Source organism: Micromonospora sp. PLK6-60 (genome assembly GCF_019890675.1).
In the GTDB taxonomy this organism is placed as follows: Bacteria; Actinomycetota; Actinomycetes; order Mycobacteriales; family Micromonosporaceae; genus Micromonospora.
The window spans coordinates 126,368-148,187 of record NZ_JAIOAA010000008.1 but is presented as its reverse complement, the minus strand read 5'-3'; the positions used below and the strand labels follow the sequence as shown (position 1 = coordinate 148,187).

The 21,820-nt window shown below is 75.4% G+C and carries 20 protein-coding genes; 13 read left to right on the top strand and 7 right to left on the bottom strand.

The genetic code is table 11. From position 1 onward, the window contains the following. Nucleotides 1–32 precede the first annotated feature (32 nt). Nucleotides 33–1,229, top strand: a complete 1,197-nt coding sequence (locus K7640_RS17520; protein WP_222955920.1) for an ABC transporter substrate-binding protein — start codon at nucleotides 33–35, stop codon at nucleotides 1,227–1,229. A gap of 33 nt (nucleotides 1,230–1,262) precedes the next feature. On the opposite strand, the gene ddaH is transcribed toward K7640_RS17520, so the two are convergent. Next, a complete protein-coding gene (ddaH, locus tag K7640_RS17515) occupies nucleotides 1,263–2,096 on the bottom strand; it encodes a dimethylargininase (protein WP_374198102.1) in 834 nt (277 codons plus the stop codon). Nucleotides 2,097–2,155: 59 nt separating this feature from the next. Between ddaH and K7640_RS17510 the strand changes: the two genes are divergently transcribed. Then, nucleotides 2,156–2,614 carry an Lrp/AsnC family transcriptional regulator gene (locus K7640_RS17510; protein WP_222955919.1) on the top strand — a complete coding sequence of 153 codons (459 nt, stop codon included), beginning with the start codon at nucleotides 2,156–2,158 and terminating at the stop codon, nucleotides 2,612–2,614. Nucleotides 2,615–2,696: 82 nt separating this feature from the next. Beyond that, on the top strand, nucleotides 2,697–3,653 hold the full coding sequence (locus K7640_RS17505; protein ID WP_222956041.1) for a zinc-binding dehydrogenase: 957 nt from the start codon (nucleotides 2,697–2,699) through the stop codon (nucleotides 3,651–3,653). 12 nt (nucleotides 3,654–3,665) lie between these two features. Here K7640_RS17505 and K7640_RS17500 read toward each other — a convergent pair whose 3' ends face one another. From K7640_RS17500 to K7640_RS17490, 3 genes are all read right to left on the bottom strand, one after another. Next, the gene (locus K7640_RS17500) at nucleotides 3,666–4,772 is read right to left on the bottom strand and encodes a YbjN domain-containing protein (protein WP_222955918.1); all 1,107 of its coding nucleotides are present in this window, start codon (nucleotides 4,770–4,772) and stop codon (nucleotides 3,666–3,668) included. Nucleotides 4,773–4,856: 84 nt separating this feature from the next. Further along, the gene (locus K7640_RS17495) at nucleotides 4,857–5,111 is read right to left on the bottom strand and encodes a DUF6457 domain-containing protein (RefSeq protein ID WP_222955917.1); all 255 of its coding nucleotides are present in this window, start codon (nucleotides 5,109–5,111) and stop codon (nucleotides 4,857–4,859) included. Beyond that, nucleotides 5,108–5,824, bottom strand: coding sequence for an NTP transferase domain-containing protein (locus tag K7640_RS17490; RefSeq protein ID WP_222955916.1), 717 nt, complete (start codon nucleotides 5,822–5,824; stop codon nucleotides 5,108–5,110). Before K7640_RS17490 ends, K7640_RS17495 begins: the two co-directional genes overlap by 4 nt. Before the next feature lie 616 nt (nucleotides 5,825–6,440). Here K7640_RS17490 and fdhD point away from each other — a divergent pair. Beyond that, complete coding sequence (fdhD, locus tag K7640_RS17485; protein ID WP_222955915.1) at nucleotides 6,441–7,301, top strand: formate dehydrogenase accessory sulfurtransferase FdhD; 861 nt, start codon at nucleotides 6,441–6,443, stop codon at nucleotides 7,299–7,301. 267 nt (nucleotides 7,302–7,568) lie between these two features. Here fdhD and K7640_RS17480 read toward each other — a convergent pair whose 3' ends face one another. Continuing rightward, nucleotides 7,569–8,723, bottom strand: a complete 1,155-nt coding sequence (locus K7640_RS17480; protein ID WP_222955914.1) for a DUF4192 domain-containing protein — start codon at nucleotides 8,721–8,723, stop codon at nucleotides 7,569–7,571. 172 nt (nucleotides 8,724–8,895) lie between these two features. On the opposite strand from K7640_RS17480, the gene K7640_RS17475 reads away from it, so the two are divergent. The 5 genes from K7640_RS17475 to K7640_RS17455 all read left to right on the top strand — a co-directional run bounded on the left by K7640_RS17475 (nucleotide 8,896) and on the right by K7640_RS17455 (nucleotide 15,731). Continuing rightward, nucleotides 8,896–9,807, top strand: coding sequence for a fructosamine kinase family protein (locus K7640_RS17475; RefSeq protein WP_222955913.1), 912 nt, complete (start codon nucleotides 8,896–8,898; stop codon nucleotides 9,805–9,807). Next, a complete protein-coding gene (gene moaA, locus K7640_RS17470) occupies nucleotides 9,804–10,817 on the top strand; it encodes a GTP 3',8-cyclase MoaA (protein ID WP_222955912.1) in 1,014 nt (337 codons plus the stop codon). Before K7640_RS17475 ends, moaA begins: the two co-directional genes overlap by 4 nt. A 3-nt stretch (nucleotides 10,818–10,820) precedes the next feature. Beyond that, nucleotides 10,821–11,066, top strand: coding sequence for a MoaD/ThiS family protein (locus K7640_RS17465; protein WP_222955911.1), 246 nt, complete (start codon nucleotides 10,821–10,823; stop codon nucleotides 11,064–11,066). 14 nt (nucleotides 11,067–11,080) lie between these two features. Then, nucleotides 11,081–12,448, top strand: a complete 1,368-nt coding sequence (locus K7640_RS17460; RefSeq protein WP_222955910.1) for a metallophosphoesterase — start codon at nucleotides 11,081–11,083, stop codon at nucleotides 12,446–12,448. Nucleotides 12,449–12,536: 88 nt separating this feature from the next. Continuing rightward, the gene (locus tag K7640_RS17455; protein ID WP_222955909.1) at nucleotides 12,537–15,731 is read left to right on the top strand and encodes a UvrD-helicase domain-containing protein; all 3,195 of its coding nucleotides are present in this window, start codon (nucleotides 12,537–12,539) and stop codon (nucleotides 15,729–15,731) included. Here K7640_RS17455 and K7640_RS17450 read toward each other — a convergent pair. After that, entirely contained in the window at nucleotides 15,713–16,723 is a 1,011-nt protein-coding gene (locus K7640_RS17450; protein ID WP_222955908.1) for an EamA family transporter, read from the bottom strand. The two genes, K7640_RS17455 and K7640_RS17450, sit on opposite strands and share 19 nt — an antisense overlap. A 367-nt stretch (nucleotides 16,724–17,090) precedes the next feature. On the opposite strand from K7640_RS17450, the gene K7640_RS30835 reads away from it, so the two are divergent. Together K7640_RS30835 and K7640_RS17440 are read left to right on the top strand one after the other, a co-directional pair. Then, nucleotides 17,091–17,570: a hypothetical protein gene (locus K7640_RS30835; protein WP_222956040.1), complete on the top strand. Its 480-nt coding sequence runs from the start codon at nucleotides 17,091–17,093 to the stop codon at nucleotides 17,568–17,570. A gap of 141 nt (nucleotides 17,571–17,711) precedes the next feature. After that, nucleotides 17,712–18,950 (top strand): ATP-binding protein, encoded by a 1,239-nt coding sequence (locus tag K7640_RS17440; protein ID WP_222955907.1) that lies wholly within the window; start codon nucleotides 17,712–17,714, stop codon nucleotides 18,948–18,950. A gap of 25 nt (nucleotides 18,951–18,975) precedes the next feature. Here K7640_RS17440 and K7640_RS17435 read toward each other — a convergent pair whose 3' ends face one another. After that, nucleotides 18,976–19,521, bottom strand: coding sequence for a GNAT family N-acetyltransferase (locus K7640_RS17435; RefSeq protein WP_222955906.1), 546 nt, complete (start codon nucleotides 19,519–19,521; stop codon nucleotides 18,976–18,978). A 135-nt stretch (nucleotides 19,522–19,656) separates the two neighbouring features. Here K7640_RS17435 and K7640_RS17430 point away from each other — a divergent pair, with 135 nt between their 5' ends. Both K7640_RS17430 and K7640_RS17425 read left to right on the top strand, forming a co-directional pair. Then, nucleotides 19,657–20,205, top strand: coding sequence for a DoxX family protein (locus K7640_RS17430; RefSeq protein WP_222955905.1), 549 nt, complete (start codon nucleotides 19,657–19,659; stop codon nucleotides 20,203–20,205). Between the two features lie 156 nt (nucleotides 20,206–20,361). Continuing rightward, nucleotides 20,362–21,807, top strand: a complete 1,446-nt coding sequence (locus K7640_RS17425) for a glycosyltransferase 87 family protein (protein ID WP_222956039.1) — start codon at nucleotides 20,362–20,364, stop codon at nucleotides 21,805–21,807. Nucleotides 21,808–21,820: the final 13 nt, after the last annotated feature.

Here is a 21,820-nt window from a genome sequence, read left to right as displayed (position 1 = left end):
ACCGGCCCTGCAACGCTCCCGAAAGGAACTCGGTGTCGCAGATGAACCGCAGGCGGGCCCTCCAACTGCTGGCCGCACTCGGTACGACCGGCCTGGCCGCGGGGTGCGGCGCCGACGACGACACCGGCACCACCAGCACACCCGGCAGTCCCGTCAAGATCGGACTCGTGGCACCGCAGACCGGGGCGTACAAGGCCATCGGCGACGAGATCCTCAACGGCTTCCAGCTCTTCCTCAGCCTCAACGACCAGCAGCTCGGCGGCCACCCGGTCACCCTGCTCACCGCCGACGAGGGAGACAGCGCCAAGAGCGGCAAGGCCGCGGTGGACGGCCTGCTGAAGGAGGGCGTGCTGGCGCTGACCGGGGTGGTCGGCTCCGCCGTGATGACCGGCATCCGGGACACCGTCGAACGGGCCCGGGTGCCGCTGGTCGGCTCGAACGCCTCGCCCACCAGCCTGCAGAGCGTGGTCTACATCTGGCGGACCTCGTACGTGCTGGACGAGCCGGGCCGGGCGCTCGGCGAGTACCTGCGCCAGCAGCTGCCGGCCCGCGACCGGATCGCCATCATCGCGCCCCAGGGCCTGGGCGGCCGGGACGTGGTGGAGGGCTTCCGCCGGGGCTTCGGGGCCACCGACCCCCGGCTGGCCGGGGCGCCGATCTGGACGACCGACGCGCCCAACCCGAGCCGGACCGCGTACGCCCAGGACATCCAGGCCCTGCTCAACCGCAACCCGAGCGGCGTCTTCTGCCACTTCGCCGGGCCGGCGGCAGTCGAGTTCCTCAAGCAGCTGCACCAGGCCGGCTACCGGGGGAGGGTCTTCGCGCCGGGCTTCCTCACCGAGGGCACCGTGCTCGACGACGTGAAGCCCCAGGAGGTCGCCCGGGTCGAGACGGCGTTGAACTACTCCGCCGATCTCAACAACACCCCGAACCGGGTCTTCGCCTCGGCGTACCGCAAGACCTACAACGCCTCGCCGACCACGTACGCGATGGCCTCGTACGACGCGGCGCAGGTGTTGGACAAGGCGATCCGGCTGGCCGGCGCGTCCCCCACCGCGCAGCAGGTCAACCTGGCCATGGGCAAGATCGGCCAGATCGACAGCCCGCGCGGGCCCTGGCAGTTCAACCAGCCGCGTACCCCGCAGCAGAAGTGGTACCTGCGCCGGGTCGAGCCGGACGGCCAGCTGCTGTCGAACGTCCTGGTCACCGAGCTCTCGACGCAGGGCTGAGCGCGGCGGCGGTCCGCCGCCGCGCCGGCACCGTCAGGGGCGCAGCTCGGCGATGCAGCACTTCACGCTGCCGCCGCCCTTCTTCAGCTCGGCCAGCTCCACCGGGACCGGGTGGTAACCGGCGTTCTTGAGCTTGCCGGCCAGCCGGCTCGCCTCGCTGTTCAGCACCACGTTCAGGCCGTCGCTTACCAGGTTCAGCCCGAAGGCCAGCGCGTCCTCGTCGTCGGCGATCACCGCGTCCGGGAAGAGCTGGCCCAGCACCCGCTGGCTGGCCGCGGAGAAGGCGCCCGGGTAGTACACGACGTTCTCGTCGTCGATCGAGGCCAGCGCCACGTCCAGGTGGTAGAACCGCGGGTCGACCAGGCGCAGCGAGACCACCGGGCGGCCGAGCGCCTCCTGCGCCTCGGCGTGCGCCGGCAGCTCGGTACGGAAGCCGTGCCCGGCGAGGACGAGCCCGCCGTGGGCGTCCGGCAGGTACGCGAAGTCCCCCTCGCCCTCGTTCGTCTCGTTCGGGGCGATGAACCGCCAGCCCCGCTCCTCGTAGAACGCCCGGTGCGCGGCGGCCTCGGCGGCCCGCTGCTCGTGCTTGAACCGGGCGCCGTAGACGTGGCCGTCCACCACGAACGCGCCGTTGGCCGCGAAGACCATGTCCGGCAGCCCCGGTTCCGGGTCCAGCAGGTGCACCTCGTGGCCGAGACCGACGAGCGTCTCGCGCAGCCGGTCCCACTGCTTGACCGCCAGTTCCGCGTCGACGGGCGTGGTGACGTCCATCCACGGGTTGATCGCGTACTCGACGGCGAAGTGCTCGGGCGAGCACATGAGATATGTCCGCTTTCGCGGGACTCGCTGCTGGTTCACGGTCACCAAGAGTAGGTAGCGTAGAACTTTGGTAACAGCCACAACCATTGCTTGCCAGAGGCGGAACGTTGCAGATCGACACGGTAGACCAGCGAATCATTGCGTTACTGGTGGCCGACGCCCGCGCCTCGTACGCGGACATCGGCACCCGGGTGTCACTCTCCGCCCCGGCCGTCAAGCGACGGGTCGACCGGCTCCGATCCACCGGGGTCATCCGGGGCTTCACCGCGGTGGTCGACCCGGCCGCCGTCGGCTGGACCACCGAGGCGTTCGTCGAGCTGTTCTGCGCCGGCCGGACCACCCCGGCGCAGATCGGGGCCGCCGCCCGCCGGCACCCCGAGGTCGTCGGCGCGTACACCGTCTCCGGCGAGGCGGACGCCCTGGTGCACCTGCGGGCCGCCGACATCGCGCACCTCGAGGAGGCCCTGGAGCGGCTCCGCGCCGAGGGGTTCGTCACCTCCACCCGCAGCACCATCGTGCTCTCCCGGCTGGTGGAGTCCCCCGGCGTCGGCCCATCCACCGGTTGATCCTTGACCTCAACCTCGCTTCATGTCGTTGACTCGACGGGACGAGCGGGACGGGCGGGGCAGGGACGAGCGGGGAGGTGCCGTGCGCGCGGTGTGGCTGCGGGAGTTCGGTGGGCCGGAGGTGCTGGTGCCGGGCCCGGCACCGGACCCGGCGCCCGGCCCGGGGCAGGTGCTGGTCGAGGTGGCCCACGCCAACCTCACCTTCGTCGAGACGATGTTCCGGGCCACCGGCTTCGGACCGTTCCGCGGGCCGCTGCCGACGATCCCCGGCAACGGGGTCGGCGGGGTGGTCACGGCGGTCGGCCCGGGCGTCGACCCGGAGCTGGTCGGCCGGCGGGTGGTCACCGGCACCGGCGGCAGCGGCGGGTACGCCGAGCGGGTCGCGGTGGACCGGGAGGCGCTCTTCGAGGTGCCGGACGGGCTCGCCCTCGACCAGGCGGTGGCGCTGCTCGCCGACGGCCGGACCGCGACCATGCTGGTTGACGCCGCCGCACCGCGCCCCGGCGAGCGGGTGCTGGTCGAGGCCGCCGCCGGCGGGGTGGGCAGCCTGCTCGTCCGGCTCGCCGCGCGGGCCGGCGCCCGGGTGGTCGCCGCCGCGGGCGGGGCCCGGAAGGTGGCCCTGCTGCCCGGGCTCGGCGCGGAGGTGGCGGTGGACTACACCGCGCCGGACTGGACGGACCGGGTACGCGACGCCGTCGGCGCGGTGGACGTCGTCTTCGACGGGGTCGGCGGCGGGCCGGCCCGCTCGGCGTACGAGCTGCTGGACGCCGGCGGGCGCATGATCAGCTACGGGCTGGCCAGCGGTGCCTGGGCGGCGATCGACGCGGCGGACGCACAGCGGCGGGGCGTGACGCTGGTGCGCCCCGCCCCGACCCCCGAGCAGCTGCGGGCGTACACCCGGCAGGCCCTGGCGGACGGCGCGGCCGGCCGGCTGCGGCCGCTCATCGGCCAGCGGTTCCCGCTGGAGCGCGCGGCGGACGCGCACGCCGCCATGGAGGCCCGCGCCACGGTCGGCAAGACCCTGCTCGACGTGGGCTGAGCCGACGGTGGCTCAGAGGTACATGCCGGTGCGGTGCTCCCCCTCGATGGCCCGGGCCGGCTTGTCCCCCTCGCCGAAGAAGCGCTTGCCGCCGAACTCGCCGTGCAGCCGGTCGTCCAGCTCGTCGGCCAGCCCGGTCATCACCTGCACGGCGAGCATCAGGTGGGTGGCCTGGAAGTTGCGGCCGAAGACCGGGATCGAGGCCCACACGGTGTCGTCGGCGCAGTAGAGCCGGCCGATCGGCATCCGGTTGGTCAGCTCGGAGAGCTTCACGTACAGCCGCTCGGTCGGCTCGACCTCGGTCAGCACCGGGGAGAAGACGTCCACCAGCGGCGGGTTGTCCCGGACCCGGACGAAGACCATCGCCGAGCCGGCCCGGATGTTGATGTCGCCGTCCGAGTCGACCTGGATCTGGTCGGACTTCGACTTCAACATCGTGGAGACGACGGTACGCACCCGCTCGGCCAGATCGAGCACCTCGGTGTCGACCTCCTTGGCGCTCGCCGCGGCGGCCAGCGCCTCGTCCAGGTCGGCCTCCACGTCCCGGTCCGGGCCGAACTCGCTGCGGGCGGTGCCCAACGGTCGCAGCGGCAGCGACTCCCCCTGCCCGTCGTGGACCAGATAGACCAGGAAGGCCGGGTGCGGGGCCCCGTAGACGTCCCGCAGGGTACGGGTGAGCACCGGCGCGAGCCGGCCGACCTCCGCGACCGAGCAGTCCAGGCCGAAGTCCTCGCCGGAGCCGGGAACCACGCCGGGCGGGGACCAGCCGAGCGCGATCATGTCGGCCACGGCGGCCCGGTCCAGCCGGTAACCCGCCGGCAGGGTCGCGTTGCCGACCGCGCGGGCGGAGAGCCGGCCCTGCTCACCGACGTCCACGCTGGTCGAGTAGACGGCGTCGCCGGTGCCGGAGGCGGTCGGGTCGAGGGTCAACTCGAGGTGCGCCCCGGCGGGCAGCTCGCGCAGCTGCTCGGCCAGCGACCGGGCGAACTCCCGCCACGCCTCGGTGACCTTCGCCCGCAGGTCGGCCGTGCTCGGCTCGTCCAGCAGGATCGACTCGTGCGGCTCCGGTGGGGTGCCCGCCGGAGCGGCGGGCGGCGCCGAGGGGTGGTCTGCCGTCATGATCGCCTCCGTCCGTCAGAGTCACCCTACCCACGCCGTCGAGATCGCCAACCAGCCCCGACCGGGGCGACCCCGGCGGCCGGCTCAGGCGGGGCGGTCCGAGCCGAGTTCGACCGGCCAGGTCGCGGCCAGGTCGCTGAGCCGGGCGGCGGCGACCGCCGGGTCGGCGCCGCGCCCGACCGCCACCCCGAGCAGGTACGCGCTGACCGGGGCACCCGGGCGCAACACCTGGTGGGCGACGTCCCGGGCCAGGTCGAGCACGGTGGGCACCGACACCTCCGCCGGGTCGAGGCCAAGCTCGGCGCAGGCCGCCGTCACCCAGTCGTCCATCACCGTCATCGCGTCCACTCCTGTGCGAGGCGTACGTCCGAGTCAGTGTCGCAGTCGAACCAGGGCGGCGGCCCCGCACCGGACCAGACGACCTCCCGCACGGTGAGCCCGCCGAGCAGCTGCCGCAGCGGGGCACCGTGCGCGGTACCGCCCCGCCGGGCGGTCAGCTCGGCGAGCGCGGCCCGCAGCGGGCCCACCCGCCAGACCCCGCAGAGCGTCTGCCGGCGCCCGTCCCCGTCGACGAAGCAGACCCCGTCCGGGCCGGCATGGCGGGCCCCGTAGGCGGGCTCGTGGGCCGCTTCGGGGCGGTGTGCCCTGTCGGCGGGCACGTGGGCCGCGTCGGCGTGGGCCGCGTCGGGGCGGTGGGCTGCACGGGGCGGTGCGGCGGCCAGGCGGCGCCGTAGCTCACCGACCGCGTCGCGGGTTAGCAGCGGCAGGTCGGCCGCGAGCAGGGCCACGGTGGCGGTGGTGGGTGGCAGCAGGGCCAGCCCGGCGGCCACGGCGGCGACCGGTCCGCCGCCGGGCGGCTCCTCCCGGGTCACCCACACGTCCGGCGGCACCGGGCCGGGTGGGCCGACCAGGATCCGGGGCGTGGCGTCGGCGACCGCGTCCAGCACCCGGTCGCGCATCGGCCGGCCACCGACCGGCCGCGCGGGCTTGTCCACCCCACCCATCCGCCGGGCCGCGCCACCGGCGAGCACGACCGCCGCGTACGCCTCCATCCCGTCACGTTAGGCCGCGTCCGGCCCGCTCGCCCGACCACCCCGCTCGGTAGGCCACGCCGCTCGGTCGGCCGCCCCGGTAGCCCAGCCGCCGCGCTCGGCCGCGGCTCTGCTGGTCGGCCGGCTGGTCGGAACGCTCCGTGGGCCGGACGGCGGCCCTGGCCGGACAGCGGCCCTGGCCGGACGCTCCGGGACCGGCGTGCCGGTCCGTTGCCGCCTGGCGCATGCCCCGCCCGTCCCGAGGGTCGGGGGTGCTCCCGGCAGGCTACGAACTTGATGTCGTAAACGAATCAAAGGCCGGGCGGCCCGGCCGACAGAGGATTGTTCCCACCGGCCTGACCTCGCCTTCTATGTGCGCGGCCGACCGCCTTTACCGGCGGGTGATTCGTTTACGACATCAAGTTGGTAGGGCGCGAACACACCTACCTACCGGCGGCGGGCGCGGCCGGCCGGGGCGGTCCTCCGACACCACCGGGCGAGGGCGCTAGCAGGGCGGGCCACCGCACGCTGGGGCCGACGGGCGCCGCGCCACGGGCCGACCGGGTGGGCGGGTGATCGCGGGCACCGTCGAGCGCCGGTGGGTGTGGCGGCTGGCCGGGCGGGGGAGGATGACGGGATGGGACGGGCGACCGATCGACGTGGCGTGCTCCGGATCGACCTGGACGCGGCGGCGGAGGGCCGCGGGTCGGTCCGCCGGCCGGACAGCATGGCGGTCGAGGAACCGCTGGAGATCCGGGTCGGCCCGGCCGGCCCCGGGCGGCGGCGACCGCTGGCGGTCACCATGCGGACTCCGGGCGATGACATCGACCTGGCGATCGGGTTCCTGCTCACCGAGGGGTTGATCCGCTCGGCCGAGGACGTGCGGACCGCCCAGCTCTGCGCCGGCGCGGAGACCCCGAACACGTACAACGTGGTGGACGTGGTGCTGGGGCCGGACGTGCCGGAGCCGACCACGGACCCGTCCCGGAACTTCTACACCACCAGCTCGTGCGGGGTCTGCGGCAAGGCGAGCATCGACGCGGTCCGGACCCGGTCACTCTTCCCGGTCGCCGACGACCCGCTGGCCGTGCCGGCGGAGGTCGTCGCCGGGCTGCCCGACAAGCTGCGGGCCGCGCAGCGGGCCTTCGACCGCACCGGCGGGCTGCACGCCGCCGGCCTGTTCACCGCCGGCGGCGAACTGGTGGTGCTCCGCGAGGACGTCGGCCGGCACAATGCGGTGGACAAGGTGGTGGGCTGGGCGGCCCGCCAGCATCGGCTGCCGCTGGCCGGGCACCTGCTGCTGGTGTCCGGCCGGGCGAGCTTCGAGCTGACCCAGAAGGCCTGGATGGCCGGCGTACCCCTGCTGGCGGCCGTCTCCGCCCCCAGCACCCTCGCCGCGGACCTGGCCGTCGAGGCGGGCATGACCCTGGTCGGTTTCCTGCGCGGCCGGACCATGAACGTCTACACCGGCGCCCAGCGGATCACCGACGCCGGCTGATCCCGGGCCGCTCGCGGGCGCCCGGCGCCGCGGCAGGGTGGGGCGAGCGCGGGCGCCCGGCGCCGCGGCAGGGTGGGTGAGCGCGGGCGGCCGGCGGCAGGGTGGGGCGAGCGCGGGCGTCCGGCGCCGCGGCAGGGTGGGTGAGCGCGGGCGTCCGGCGGCAGGGCGGGGCGAGCGCTGGCGTCCGGCGGCGGGGCGGGGCGAGCGCTGGCGTCCGGCGACGGGGCGGCCGGCGACGGGGCGGGCGCGGGCACCCAGCGGCGGGCGTCAGGCGCCGCGGCGGGGCAGGCGGGGGCGGCGGGCCCGCCTGCGGACCACGTTCGGCAGGGCCACGGCCGGCCAACCGTCCAGCTCCGACGGGGGTACGCCCCGGCGGAGCAGGTCGTCGAGGAGCAGGGCCAGCGAGTAGCCCGGCTGGACGGCCAGGGCCCGTTCCAGGGCCACCGCCGCCAGCGCGCCCTGCCCGGCCCGCCAGGCGGCGAAGGCCAGCAGGCTGGCCGGCGCGGCGGTCAACGCCGGCTCGGCCCGGCGGACCACGTCGGTCCAGAGGCTGATGTCCGCGTCCCGGCCGTCGGTGCGCTCCCAGGCGTGGTCGCGGACCGACAGCCGGGTCAGCAGCAGACTCAGCCACGCGACCTCGTCGTCGGTTAACCGCTCCCCCCGCCGGTGCCGGCGCTGGGCCGACCGCGTCGCCGCCACCCCGGCGCCGTGCACGGCCCGGTCGTCGGGCCGCTCGCCGTCGGTCGCGCCGAGCGGCGGGCCACCGTCAGACCGGCCGCTGTCGGACAGGGCGCCGTCGGCCACTCCGGGCCGCGGGGTGCCGGCCGGCCGGCCGGGTCCGCCGGCGCGGCGCAGCAGCCGGGTCAGCCGCCCTTCGGCCCGGGCGGTGGCCCGGCGCATGGCGACGCGTACCGGGCCGGACAGGGGTGCCACCTGGGCGGTGAGGGCCGCCCGGTCGGGCAGGGCGACCTGCCCGGCGAGGACGGCCGCCGCGCTGACCTGACTGGCCGCCGGGTCGTACGGGTTGCCGTCGGGCGGGCAGCAGTCGACCTCGGTGCACAGGTAGGACCAGTACCGACCGTCGGTCACCCGGAGGACGTCGAGCAGGAGCAGGCCGGCCCCTTCGAGCACCGCCCGGACGGCGTCGACGGCCGCCGTCACCCGGCCCGCCGGGCCGTACCCGATCACGGTGGCCGCGTCGGCGCGCTGCCGCCGGATCACCTCGGCGAGGTGGTGGGCCGGCGGTTGCGGGTCGGCGCCCGGATCGGGCAGGTCCGCGCGGGCGGCGAAGATGATCCGGCGACCGCGCAGCGCGACCACCACCACGCTGTCGGCGGGATGGAAGCCGAGCAGATACGGCACGGCGGCGATGAGGTCGGCGGGCGAGCGGACGGCCAGGCGGGCGGGGTCGGTCGGGGTCATGCGGGCAGCCTGCGCGGCCCCGGTGCGCCCCGACAGGCCCTGTGGATGACACGCGGGTTATCCACAGTCACCCTCCGTATCTCCGCAGGTGGAGCCGCAACCGGCACCCTCCCGCGCGGAGCTCCGACGCGCCCGGGACACACGCCGCGCGCCGACGGGCTACGTTGCGCACATGGACCTGGCGTACCTGCGGGCGCACCCGGAACACCTGCCGACGTTCCTGACCCACCAGCGGATCCGGGAGACGCCCGTCGCGGGCGGTGACAGCTGCGCCGCCTCCCGGCTGACCCTGGACGACGGGCACTCGATCTTCGCCAAGACCTGGCCGGAGACGGCCGGCCCGGTGCCTGACGGGTTCTTCGCCACCGAGGCAGCCGGGCTGCGCTGGTTGCGGGCGGCCGGCACGGTGGCCGTGCCGGAGGTGCTGGTGGCGCTGCCCGGGCTGCTGGCGCTGGACTGGGTGGAGCCGGGCGAGCCGACGCCGGAGGCCGCCGAGCGGTTCGGCCGGGAGCTCGCCGGCCTGCACCGGGGCGGGGCACCGGCCTTCGGCGCCGACTGGCCCGGGTTCATCGGCGCGCTACCGGCGGAGAACACCCCCGACCCCGGCCCGTGGTCCGCCTGGTTCGCCCGCTGCCGGCTCGAACCGTACCTGCGCCGGTCGGTCGACGGTGGCGCGCTCACCGCGCCCGACGCCGCCCTGGTGACGGAGGTGCTGGACCGGATCGGCGAGTTCGGCGGGGACGAGCCGCCGAGCCGGATCCACGGCGACCTGTGGCCGGGCAACCTGCTCTGGGGCGCCGACGAGCGGGTCTGGTTGATCGACCCGGCCGCGCACGGCGGGCATCGGGAGACCGACCTGGCCCAGCTCGCGCTCTTCGGCGGCCCGCCGCACCTGGCGCGGATCCTGGCCGCGTACGAGGAGACGTGGCCGTTGGCGGACGGTTGGCGGGCGCGGATGCCGCTGCACCAGCTCCACCTCCTGCTGGTGCACACGGCGCTGTTCGGTGGGGCGTACCGGGATGCGGTAACCGGCGCGGCCCGGGCCGCCCTGCGCGGTGCCGGGCGCGCTACGGTCGACAGGTGACCGCCGCGCCGACGACCGACGGGGTCCTCGTCGACCGGTACGGCCGGGTCGCCCGGGACCTGCGGGTGTCGCTGACCGACAAGTGCAACCTGCGCTGCACGTACTGCATGCCGGCGGAGGGGCTGCCCTGGCTGGCCGGGCCGCAGCTGCTCACCGACGAGGAGATCGTCCGGCTGGTCCGGGTGGCCGTGCGGCGGCTCGGCGTGACCGAGGTGCGTTTCACCGGCGGCGAGCCGCTGATCCGCCCCGGCCTGCCCGGCATCGTGGCCGCGGTGGCCGCGCTGGAGCCGCGACCGAGGATCTCGCTGACCACCAACGGCATCGGTCTGGCGCGCCTCGCGCCCGCCCTGCGCGCCGCCGGTCTGGACCGGGTGAACGTCTCGCTGGACACCCTGGACCGGGACCGGTTCAGCCGGCTGACCCGGCGGGACCGGCTGGCCGACGTGCTCGCCGGCCTGGCCGGCGCGGCCGCGGCCGGGCTGACCCCGGTCAAGGTGAACTCGGTGCTGATGCGCGGGGTCAACGACGACGAGGCGCCCGCGCTGCTCCGGTTCGCCCTGGCCCAGGGCTACCAGCTGCGCTTCATCGAGCAGATGCCGCTGGACGCGCAGCACGGCTGGGACCGGGCCACCATGGTCACCGCCGACGAGATCCTGACCGCCCTGCGTGGCGAGTTCGCGCTGACCGCCGATCCGACCGAGCGGGGCGCGGCACCCGCCGAGACCTGGCTGGTGGACGGCGGGCCGGCCCGGGTCGGCGTGATCGCGAGCGTGACCCGGCCGTTCTGCGGCGCCTGCGACCGCACCCGGCTGACGGCGGACGGACAGCTCCGGTCCTGCCTGTTCGCCACCGACGAGTCGGACCTGCGCGGCGCGCTGCGCGCGGGGGCGGACGACGACGAGATGGCCCGCCGCTGGCGCACCGCGATGTGGGGCAAGCGGGCCGGTCACGGCATCGACGACCCGGCGTTCCTGCAACCGGCCCGGCCGATGTCGGCGATCGGCGGCTGAGCGGTGGAGCTGACCGTCCGGTATTTCGCCGGCGCCCGGGCCGCGGCCGGTCGCACCGAGGAGGCCGTGCCCGCCGGCCGGTCCCTGGACGAGGTGACCGCCGAGCTGGCCGGGCGGCACGGCGAACGGCTGGCCCGCGTGTTGCGGGCGGCGAGTTTCCTGGTCGACGGCGTGGCCTGTCATGATCGGGCCACCCCGCTGCCGGCCGGCGCCACGATCGACGTGCTGCCGCCCTTCGCCGGCGGCTGAGAGAGGACGAGGCGTTGGCGGTCGTGGGGTTCGTGGCGGTGCTGGCGCTGCTCACCGGTCTGATCCACCTCTATCTGTGGAAGCGGCTGGTGAAGGACACCACCGCGCCGGGGCGGGTGCGCCGGGCCGGCTCGATCCTCGCCGTGGTGCTGGCGCTGCTGGTGCCGGCCACCCTGGTGGGCACCCGGGCCGGGATGTACTGGCTGGCCTGGCCCGGCTACCTCTGGCTGGCGGTGATGTTCTACCTGCTGGTCGCGCTGGTGGTGCTGGAGGTGCCCATGGCGGTGGCGAAGCTGGCGCTGCGCCGCCGGGCCGCCACCGCGCCGGCCGACGCCGCGCCGGAACCGGTGCTGGTGGGCGCCGCCGGCCCGGCCACCGAACCGCCCGCCGCCGGCCGGACCGCCACCACCCCACCGCCGGCCACCGAGGCCCCCACCTCGCTCGCCGAGGCCGCACCGCCCGCCGGGTCCACGCCGGACGCCGGGGCCGCACCGCCCGCCGGGGCAACGCCGCCCGCCGGCACCGGCGGCCGGCCGGACCACGACCCCGGTCGCCGGTTGCTGCTGGCCCGTGGGGCGGCCATCTTCGCCGGCCTCACCGCGGTCGGCGTGACCGGGTACGGCGTACGCACCGCGCTCGGCCCGCCCCAGCTGGACCGGGTGCGCATCCCGCTGGCGAAGCTGCCCCGGCGGATGGACGGCCTGCGCATCGCCACCGTCTCCGACATCCACCTCGGCCCGCTGCGCGGGCGGGCGCACACCGAGCGGATCGTGGCCGCGATCAACCGGCTGGACGCCGACCTGGTGGCGGTCGTCGGTGACCTGGTCGACGGCACGGTGGCGGAGCTGGGCGCGGCGGCCGAACCGCTGCGCGGCCTGCGCTCCCGCTACGGCAGCTTCTTCGTCACCGGCAACCACGAGTACTACTCGGGCGTCGAGGAGTGGGTCCGGGAGGTCGACCGGCTCGGCCTGCGGGTGTTGCAGAACACCCGCCAGGAGATCCGTACGCCGGGTGGGGTGCTGGACCTGGCCGGGGTGAACGACGTCTCGGCGGCCGGCACCGGCCTGGCGGCCCCGGCGGACTACGCGGCGGCGCTGGGTGACCGTGACCCGGGCCGGCCGGTGGTGCTGCTGGCCCACCAGCCGGTGGCCGCGCAGGAGGCGGCGAGGTTCGGGGTGGACCTGCAACTGTCCGGGCACACCCACGGCGGCCAGATGGTGCCGTTCAACCTGGCGGTCGGCCTGGAGCAGCCGATCGTCTCCGGCCTCGGCGAGGTGGACGGCACCAAGGTGTACGTCACCAACGGCGCGGGTTTCTGGGGTCCGCCGGTGCGGGTCGGCGCCGAGCCGCAGGTCAGCCTGGTCGAGCTGCGCAGCGCCTGACGGTCGGCGAAGCCCGCGCGGGGATTGCTCAGGTCACGCGTGAGCGTGGCGGCGGGCGGGTACGCCAACGGTCGTGACAGGATGCGGCGTGCCCCCGTTCAGCGCCGTACCCCCCGGCGGCTCCCCGCCGCTCGTCGCGGACCTGCACATCCACTCGAAATACTCCCGCGCGTGCAGCCGCGACCTGACCCTGCCCAACCTCGGTTGGTGGGCCCGGCGCAAGGGCATCGACCTGCTCGGCACCGGCGACTTCACCCACCCGGCCTGGTACGACCACCTGCGCGAGACGCTGCACCCGGCCGAGCCGGGCCTGTACCGGCTCAGCCCCGAGGCGGAGCGGGACATCGCCCGGCGGCTGCCGCCCCGGCTGGCGAGCGAGGCGGAGACCGACCCGGTCCGGTTCATGCTCAGCGTGGAGATCTCCACGATCTACAAGCGGGACGACCGGACCCGCAAGGTGCACCATCTGGTCTACCTGCCGGACCTGGACGCGGTGGCCCGGTTCAACGCCGCGCTGGGCCGGATCGGCAACCTCGGCTCGGACGGCCGGCCGATCCTCGGGCTGGACTCCCGCGACCTGCTGGAGATCACCCTGACCGCCAGCCCGGACGGCTACCTGGTCCCGGCGCACATCTGGACGCCCTGGTTCTCCGCGCTGGGCTCGAAGTCGGGCTTCGACGCGATCGCCGACTGCTACGCCGACCTGGCCGAGCACATCTTCGCGGTGGAGACCGGCCTCTCCTCCGACCCGGAGATGAACTGGCGGGTCGGCAGCCTGGACCGCTACCAACTGGTCTCCAACTCCGACGCGCACTCCCCGCCGGCGCTGGCCCGGGAGGCGACGCTGCTGGGCACCGACCGCGACTACTTCGCGGTACGCGAGGCGCTGCGCACCGGGGACGGGCTGGCCGGGACCATCGAGTTCTTCCCGGAGGAGGGCAAGTACCACGCCGACGGGCACCGGCTCTGCGGGGTCAACTGGGCCCCGGAGCGGACCCGGGAGGCCGGCGGGCGCTGCCCGGAGTGCGGCAAGCCGTTGACCGTGGGGGTGCTGAGCCGGGTCGAGGAGCTGGCCGACCGGCCGGAGGGGCACCGGCCGGCGCACGCCCGCCCGGTGACCCACCTGGTGCCGCTGGCCGAGATCCTCGGTGAGATCAACAAGGTGGGCGCCCGCTCGAAGAAGGTCGAGGGCAGGCTCCACGAGCTGGTCGCCGCGCTCGGGCCGGAGCTGGAGATCCTCACCCGTGCGCCGCTGGACGAGATCGGCCGGGTCGGCGGCGAGCTGCTCGCCGAGGGCATCGGCCGGTTGCGCCGCGGCGAGGTGCGCCGGGTGCCGGGTTACGACGGCGAGTACGGGGTGATCACCCTCTTCGACCCGGCCGAGCTGGGCGGCGGCGGGTCGGCGGCGCAGGAGACGCTCTTCGACGTACCCGTGTCGGTGCCCGCGCAGCGCCGGCCGGTGGAGCCGGCGCCGAAGCCGAAGACCCGGCGCCCGGCGGCGACCGGGCCGGAGCCGAAGCGCAAGCCGGCCGCCGCGCCCCCGCCGCCGATCGCGCCGGCACCCTCCCCGCACGAGCCGTTCGAGCCGATGCTGGCCGGCATGGAGGAGGTCGGCACCGGTCTGCTCGACCGGTTGGACGCGATGCAGCGGGTGGCCGCCTCCGCGCCGGGTGGGCCGCTGCTCATCGTGGCCGGTCCGGGCACCGGTAAGACCCGGACGCTTACCCACCGGATCGCGTACCTCTGCGCGGAGCTGAACGTCTTCCCGGACCAGTGCCTGGCGATCACCTTCACCCGCCGGGCGGCCGAGGAGCTGCGGCACCGCCTGGACGGGCTGCTCGGGCCGGTGGCCGAGGACGTCACGGTGGGCACCTTCCACTCCCTCGGGTTGACCATCCTGCGGGAGAACGCCGAGGCCGTCGGGCTGCCGGCGGACTTCCGGATCGCCGACGACGCCGACCGGGCGGCGGCCCGCGCGGAGGCCGGTGACGACGCCGACCGGTACGTCGCGCTGCTGCGCAAGCACGACCTGGTCGACCTGGACGAGCTGCTCACCCTGCCGGTGGCGCTGCTGCGCGGTGACCGGAAGCTGGTCCGCGAGTACCGCGAGCGGTGGAAGTGGATCTTCGTCGACGAGTACCAGGACGTCGACGCCGTCCAGTACGAGCTGCTGCGGCTGCTCAGTCCCGCCGACGGCAACCTGTGCGCGATCGGCGACCCGGACCAGGCGATCTACTCGTTCCGGGGCGCGGACGTCGGCTACTTCCTGCGGTTCTCGCAGGACTTCACCGACGCCCGGCTGGTCCGGCTGAACCGCAACTACCGCTCCTCGGCGCCGATCCTGGCCGCCGCGGTCCAGGCCATCGCGCCGTCGTCGCTGGTCCGCGGCCGCCGGCTCGACCCGGCCCGACTCGACCCGGAGGCCCCGCTGGTCGGCCGATACGCGGCGGGGTCCGCCGTGGACGAGGCCGACTTCGTGGTACGCACCATCGACGAACTGGTCGGCGGCCTCTCCCACCGCTCGCTGGACTCCGGCCGGATCGACGGCCGGTCCACCGAGCTGTCCTTCGCCGACATCGCGGTGCTCTACCGCACCGACGCGCAGGCCGCACCGATCCTGGACGCGCTGTCCCGGGGGAACATCCCGGTGCAGAAGCGCTCGCACGACCGGCTGCGGGACCGGCCCGGGGTCGCCGCGATCGCCCGCGAGCTGCGGCACACCGGGCTCGACGGCTCGTTGGCCGCCCGGGTCCGGCTGGCCGGGCAGGTGTTGGCGGAACGCTTCGCGGTGCCGACGCTGGACGGCACCGGCGCGGTACGCCCGGAGGACGTCCGGTCGGCGGTGGACCTGCTCACCCCGCTGGCCCGGCGCTGCGGCGACGATCTGGCGGCGTTCCTGTCCCAGCTCGCCACCGGCGCGGAGGTGGACGCGCTCGACCCGCGCGCCGAGGCGGTCACCCTGCTCACCCTGCACGCCGCCAAGGGGCTGGAGTTCCCGGTGGTCTTCCTGGTCGGGGCGGAGGACGGCCTGCTGCCGCTGCGCTGGCCGGGCAGCACGCCGGACGACGAGCAGGTGGCCGAGGAGCGGCGGTTGTTCTTCGTCGGGCTGACCCGGGCCCAGGACCGGCTCTACGTGACGCACGCGGCGCGCCGGTCCCGGCACGGCGCGGAACGCGAGGTCGGGCCGTCGCCCTTCCTGACCGACATCGACGCCGGGCTGTTCGAACGGTTCGGCGACAGCGAGCCCCGCCGGCCCCGGGACCGTCAGCTGCGGCTGATCTGAGCCTTCCGGCGGGGACGCTCGGTGGTCACCACCAGGGCCACCCCGGCCACGATCACCGCGCCGCCGAGCAGCACCGCCGGGGTGACCGGCTCGGCGACGAGCAGCGCGCCGAGCGCCACCGCGACCGCCGGGTTCACGTAGGCGTACGTGGCGACGAGCGAGATGGGCGCGTTCTGCAGCAGCCACACGTACGCGGTGAAGGCGACCAGCGAGCCGGCCACCGTGAGGTAGCCGAGCGCCAGCCACGAGCGGGTGCTGACCTGCGCCGGGTCGAAGCCGGACAGCTCGCCCCGGGCCGCGCCGAGCACGACGAGCAGCGCCGAGCCGGCGGCCATCTCGTAGACGGTGGCCACGAACGGGTCGTCCGGCATCCGCAGCCGGCCGGAGAGGAACGAGCCGACCGACCAGCAGACGGCGCCGACGACCACGGTCAACGCCCCGGCCAGCGGCACCGCGCCCGCGCCGCGGGGCAGCACCAGCAGCACCAGCCCGGCGAACCCGACGGTCACCCCGGCCAGCGTCCAGGCCCGGGGGCGGTCGCCGGTGACCGTACGCAGCAGCACCACCAGCAGCGGGACGGTGGCCACCAGCAGCGCGGCCACCCCGGAGGGCAACGCCGTCCCGGGCGGGCCGGACTCGGCGAGCACCACCAGTCCGTTGCCGCCGGCGAGCAGCAGCACCCCGACTCCGGCGGCGGCCACGAGCTGACGACGGTCGACGCGCAGCGCGCCGGGACCGCGCCGCAGTCGCAGCAGCACCGCCAGCACGACCGCCGCGGCGGCGAACCGCAGGCCCGCCGAGAGCAGCGGCGGCAGCGTCTCCACGGCCACCCGGATGCCCAGGTAGGTGGAGCCCCACAGGACGTAGACCAGGCCCAGCGCGGTCCACACCAGCGCGGGCCGGGCGGTGGCCGGCGACGGGCGGGCGGCCGGGGCGGCCGCCGGCGTGGACGGTCCCGTGGGTGACGAAGAACGCGGAGTGGGTGAGGCCATCGTGGGATCACGCTACGGTGGCGACGGTGTCCGTGTCGCCCCGGCTGGCCGGACCTCACCCACGCAGGAGGCGGGCATGGCGAACCACGGTCCCCGGGGTGACGACGTCCCGTGGGACGAGCGGCGACCCGGCGACGGGCCCGACGGTGCCGGCCGGCCCGGTGGCGGATGGGGTGAGCAGGTGGCCGGCCAGCCGCCACGGCAGTCGGCCGGCGGGCCGGAGCACCCCGCGCACCTGCCGGCGCGGGGTCGGGCGACGGTCGACGCCGGCCCGGAGCCGGTGGTGCCGCGCAGCCGGCCGATCGGCCCGGCGGACTATCCGGACCCGGATGGCGCCGACCCCTACCGCCCGGGCGGCCCCGGCCCGGTGTCGTACGACGGGCAGCCGGTGCCCCGGCGCGGTCGGGGCCCGCTGATCGCCGTGCTCGCCGTGCTGGCGGTGGCGCTGCTGGCCGGCGTCGGCACGCTGGTGTGGCTGCTCGGCGCGGCCGCGCCCGAGTCCGACGGTGCGGCGTCGGGCGAGTCGGGCAGCGCCCTCGGCGCCCCGCCCAGCGCGGCCGTCCCGGCGGTGCCGACCGCCCCCGCGCCGAACTCCACGGCCGACCCCCGGTTCGTCAAGGAGGGTCAGTGTGTCCGCAACGAGGGCCCGGCCGAGGGCACGCCGAAGCTGCTGATCGCCGAGTGCGCGCCGAGCACGTACGAGGTGCTGCGCCGCTTCGACGGGCCGACGAGCGGTGAGAAGGACGCCGAGGCGAAGTGCGCCGGCGTGCCGGGCTACACCAACTGGTTCTTCTTCGACAGCGAGCTGGACACCCTGGACTTCGTCCTCTGCCTGAAGCGGCGCTGATCCGGCCCGGTAGTCGAAACTAGGGCTCTCTAGCGTTGAAGCTAGAGAGCCCTAGTTTCTCCTCGACCGGTTTCGACACGCCGGTAGCCGCCTCTATCCATCTCTAGCCCCGGCGCTAGAGGGCCCGATACTGTGCGATGCGTGGATCCGGTCCGCAACCCGTACGCCCCCGGCGCCGGCCAGCGCCCGCCCGAACTCGCCGGCCGGGGGCGGGAGCTGGACGTCTTCGACGTCGTCCTGGAACGCATCGCCCGCAGCCGGCCGGAGCGCAGCCTGATGCTCACCGGCCTGCGCGGCGTGGGCAAGACGGTGCTGCTCAACACCCTCCGCTCCCAGGCGATCAACCACCTCTGGGGCACGGGCAAGATCGAGGCCCGGCCGGACCAGTCGCTGCGCCGGCCGATCGCCGCCGCGCTGCACATGGCGGTCCGCGAGCTGGCCCCCCGGCACCGCGCCCCGGACCGGATCGACGCCTTCCTCGGCGTGCTCAAGGCGTTCGCCCAACGCTCCGCGCCCACCGGCCGGGGCGGCACCGCACCGAAGCTGCGCGACCGCTGGCAACCCGGCATCGACGTGCCGGCCAGCAGCGGGCGCGCCGACTCCGGGGACATCGAGATCGACCTGGTCGAGCTGCTCACCGACGCGGCGGCGGTGGCGACCGACGTGGGCACCGGCGTCGCCGTCTTCATCGACGAGATGCAGGACCTCGGCGCGGAGGACGTCTCCGCGCTCTGCGCCGCCTGCCACGAGCTGTCCCAGCTCGGTGCCCCGCTCATCGTCGTCGGCGCCGGCCTGCCGCACCTGCCGGCCGTGCTCAGCGCCGCGAAGTCGTACTCCGAGCGGCTCTTCCGCTATCAGCGCATCGACCGGCTGGACCGGATCGCCGCCGACCGGGCGCTCTGCGCGCCGGCCGAGCGGGAAGAGGTGGAATACGAGCAGAAGGCGCTCGACCTGCTCTACGAGAAGTCGGGCGGCTACCCCTACTTCGTCCAGGCGTACGGCAAGGCCACCTGGGACCACGCGCCGCGCTCACCGATCACCGCCGCCGACGTGCGGGTCGCCGCGCCCGAGGCGGAGGCCGAGCTGGCGGTCGGCTTCTTCGGCTCCCGCTTCGAGCGGGCCACCCCGGCGGAACGGGAGTACATGCGGGCGATGGCCACCCTGGCGCTGGTCGACGGGGAGGACGACGGTGGCCGGGACGACATGGACGCGGCGGTGCCGACGGCCGAGATCGCCCGGTCCCTGGGGCGCAAGCCGGCCAGCCTCTCCCCGGCCCGGGACGCACTGATCAAGAAGGGCCTGATCTATTCCGGGGAGCGCGGCACCGTCGCCTTCACCGTGCCGCACTTCGGCCGCTACCTGCGCACCCAGCCCGCCTGACCGCATTCCCCCGGCGCGGCGGCGGTCAGACCCGGGACCAGGGCGGCGGGAAGAGCACCTCGCCGCGCGGCAGCGGCCCCAACCCGCCCGCCGCCGGGGGCAGCGCCAGGGCCTGCCACGGCTCACCCAGCCCGGACCACGGGCTGGTCAGTCCCATCCGGTCGGCCCGCTCGAAACCGAACCGCCGGTAGTACGCGGGGTCGCCGAGCACGACCACCAGGCGCTCACCCAGCTCGGTCGCCGCCTCCAGGGCCGCCTGCACCACCGCCGTGCCGTGCCCGACCCGCTGCCGGTGCGGGGCCACCGCCACCGGGCCGAGCGCCAACGCGGGCGCGGCCCCGCCGTCGTCCCGCACGGTGACCCGGGTCAGCAGCGCGTAGCCGACCACCTCGCCGCCGTACTCCGCGACCATGGCCAGCTCCGGGAGCCACGCGGCGCTGCCGCGCAGGGCGTCGACCAGGCCCACCTCGGGTGGGGTGGCCGCGTCGGGGCGGGCGAAGGCGGCGGCCAGCACCCGCCGGATCGGCTCGACGTCGGCCGGCCCCTCGGGTCGCAGCCGTAGGGTCGTCACCCGCGCGAGGCTACCCGCTGCGGCCCGTCCATCCGCGACGGTCGCTCGAATCGGCGTGGCGCGGCGTCCATCCGGGCCGGTCCGGATCCGGCCGTTGCAGGGGTAGCCGGCCCCGGGACGGGGTATGACTGATCCATGAAGCCCGTGCGCTCCCTCGCCCGCATCATGTTGAGCGGCATCTTCGTGGTCAGTGGCGCCCGCAACCTGCAGAACCCGGAGCGGCTGGTGCCGGCGGCCAAGCCCGTCACCGACCGGATCGCGCCGCTGATCGAGAAGAACGCCCCCCGGTTCCCCACCGACACCGAGTCGCTGATCCGCGCCAACGCGGCCACCCAGCTGGTCGGCGGGCTGATGCTCGCCACCGGCCGGTTCACCCGCCCGGTCGCGCTGGTGCTGGCCGGCACGCTGGTGCCCACCACCCTCGCCGGGCACCCCTTCTGGAACAACGACGACCCGGCCGCCCGGAACAACAACCAGATCCACTTCCTGAAGAACCTCGGCCTGTTCGGCGGGCTGCTGCTCGCCGCGGCCGACACCGAGGGCAAGCCGGGGCTGCGCTGGCGGGCCGGCCACCGGATCGGGCACTCCCGCCGCTCCGTGGCACGCACCGTGCGCACCGCCCGCCGGGAGGCCCGGATCGCGGTCCGCTCCGCCGCCACCGCCCGGCGGCTGCCCGGCCGCTGACCCGCATTCACCCCCCGCACGGTCACCACCACCCCCCGACCGCGAATCACCTGCCTGCCCGGGCCGGCGTTAACGCGGATGAAGTCGAGAACATCCGCCGGTCCACGGGGGATCGGGACGGTCGTGTGAGGGGGCAGCGAGGTGAGGCGCCGCTGGATGCCCGGCGGGGAGGAGGGCCGGTCGGGACCCGACCGGCTGCCCCCGCTGCCCTACGTCACCGACCGGGTCGACCGCACCGTCCTCGTCCAGCTCGGGATCGTGGTGGCCGCCGCGTACGCCGCCTGGCTCGCCATCGGCGCGTTCGGCCGGCCGTACACCTTCTTCGACATGCGGATCTACCACGGCGCCGTGGTGTGGTGGGCCACCGGCCACGAGCTGTACGACTTCGTCGCCCCCGCCACCACGCTGGGTTTCACCTATCCACCGTTCGCCGGGCTGCTGATGCTGCCCATGGCCCGGGTCCCGGTCGCGCTGGCCGGCTGGATCAACGCACTGGTCAGCGTCGCGGCGCTCACCGCCGTCCTGATCGCCCTGCTGCGGCCGATCGTGGCCCGGCTCGGCTGGCCGCTCTGGTTCAGCGTGGGAGTGGCCGTGCCGATGGCGGTGGCCATCGAACCGGTGCGCGAGACCCTCGGCTACGGCCAGGTCAACCTGATCCTGTTCGCCCTGATCACGGCCGACCTGGTCGGCCTGCGCAGGCGCTGCCGGCGCGGCCCCCGGTACGCGCCCACCGACGGGCCACTGGTCCGGTTCGTGCTCAGCGGCAGCTGGGCCGGGGTCGGCATCGGGCTGGCCACCGCCATCAAGCTGACTCCCGCGCTGTTCGTCGCGTACCTGCTGATCACCCGGCAGTGGCGGGCGGCGGCCACCGCCGTCGGCACCGCGGTCGGGGTGACCGTGGCGACCTTCCTGCTCTTCGGCGCGGAGTCCCGCGCCTACTTCAGCGAGGTGCTCTGGCAGACCGAACGGGTGGGCGCGGCCGACATGACCGCCAACCAGTCCCTGGCCGGGCTGCTGGCCCGGCTCTACGACACGATCGAGACGCCGGGCCTGCTCTGGGTGTCTTTCGCCATGCTGCTGCTCGCGCTCGGGTTGTCCCGGGCGGCGGCCGCGCGCGCCGACGGCGACGAGCTGACCGCGTTCACCCTGGTCGGACTGACCGCCAACGTGATCAGCCCGATCTCCTGGTCGCACCACCTGGTCTGGGTGATCCCGGCGATCATCGTGCTCGCCGACGCGGCCGTACGCCGCCGCGAGGCGAGCCGGGGGCTGGCCGCGCGGGCCGCCCCGGGCGAGGGCGGGTTGCCCGTGGTCACCGGCCTGCGACCGCCGATCTGGTATCCGGCGCTCACCGGGTTGCGGCACGCGGTCGCCGCCGCCGTGCTCTACCTGATCTTCCTGGTCTCGCCGATCTGGTGGTACGAGCACCAACTGCCCGAGGTGTCGCACTACCAGGACGGCCTGTTCGGCGCGCTGATGGAGAACTCCCTGGCGATCGCCCTGATCGCACTGGTCGCCGCGCTGCCCTGGCGGCCGGGCGCCGACCCGGCGTTCCCTCCCCAGCGACCGGCCCGCGCGGCGCAACTGGCCGCCCGCCGCTGACCCGGCTCCGCCA

Bases quoted from the DNA above. Each gene is read 5' to 3' on its own strand.
- K7640_RS17430 (WP_222955905.1), top strand. From the start codon at position 19,657: ATGAAGCCCGTGCGCTCCCTCGCCCGCATCATGTTGAGCGGCATCTTC.
- K7640_RS17480 (WP_222955914.1), bottom strand. From the start codon at position 8,723: ATGACCCCGACCGACCCCGCCCGCCTGGCCGTCCGCTCGCCCGCCGAC.
- K7640_RS17490 (WP_222955916.1), bottom strand. From the start codon at position 5,824: ATGGAGGCGTACGCGGCGGTCGTGCTCGCCGGTGGCGCGGCCCGGCGG.
- fdhD (WP_222955915.1), top strand. From the start codon at position 6,441: ATGGGACGGGCGACCGATCGACGTGGCGTGCTCCGGATCGACCTGGAC.
- K7640_RS17425 (WP_222956039.1), top strand. From the start codon at position 20,362: ATGCCCGGCGGGGAGGAGGGCCGGTCGGGACCCGACCGGCTGCCCCCG.
- K7640_RS17450 (WP_222955908.1), bottom strand. From the start codon at position 16,723: ATGGCCTCACCCACTCCGCGTTCTTCGTCACCCACGGGACCGTCCACG.
- K7640_RS17495 (WP_222955917.1), bottom strand. From the start codon at position 5,111: ATGACGGTGATGGACGACTGGGTGACGGCGGCCTGCGCCGAGCTTGGC.
- K7640_RS17475 (WP_222955913.1), top strand. From the start codon at position 8,896: ATGGACCTGGCGTACCTGCGGGCGCACCCGGAACACCTGCCGACGTTC.
- K7640_RS17500 (WP_222955918.1), bottom strand. From the start codon at position 4,772: ATGACGGCAGACCACCCCTCGGCGCCGCCCGCCGCTCCGGCGGGCACC.